Origin of the sequence: Bacillus sp. SIMBA_005, assembly GCF_046535585.1 — a bacterium.
Classification (GTDB): domain Bacteria; phylum Bacillota; class Bacilli; order Bacillales; family Bacillaceae; genus Bacillus; species Bacillus pumilus.
Window position 1 is genome coordinate 1 of sequence record NZ_JAWRWI010000116.1, and the last position, 348, is coordinate 348.

At 41.1% G+C, this 348-nt stretch carries 1 pseudogene; it reads left to right on the plus strand.

Features of this window, described 5'->3' with window-relative positions:
- Positions 1–114 (plus strand): annotated as a pseudogene (locus SB660_RS19365) (pyridoxamine 5'-phosphate oxidase family protein); the annotation flags it as partial.
- Positions 115–348 lie beyond the last annotated feature (234 nt).

Here is a 348-nt window from a genome sequence, read left to right on the forward strand (position 1 = left end):
GAACGCTGGTTTGACGGAAAAGACGATCCGAACCTGGTGATTCTCGAAATTGAACCGAAGCAGATCAAGCTCATGAATGCGGGTGAAAAAACGCCGGCCGAGCTGGAACTTTAATAAATCATTTGATTATTCAGGGGCAATCTGTTATACTTAACTGCTAAGTGACAACATGCAAATAAAAAAGAAAGTAAACTTCTTTTTTCTGTTTTGATATAGAAGCTTCAGGCTTCAACGGACAGCTTGAAAAAAAGCTGAGCTTATTCTTTTCCTTCTGATATTCGCCCCTAACGAAGAGATGGAAAAAAGACTTTTTGTTTTACAATTCACACCGGCGCGGCTTCGGAGCCG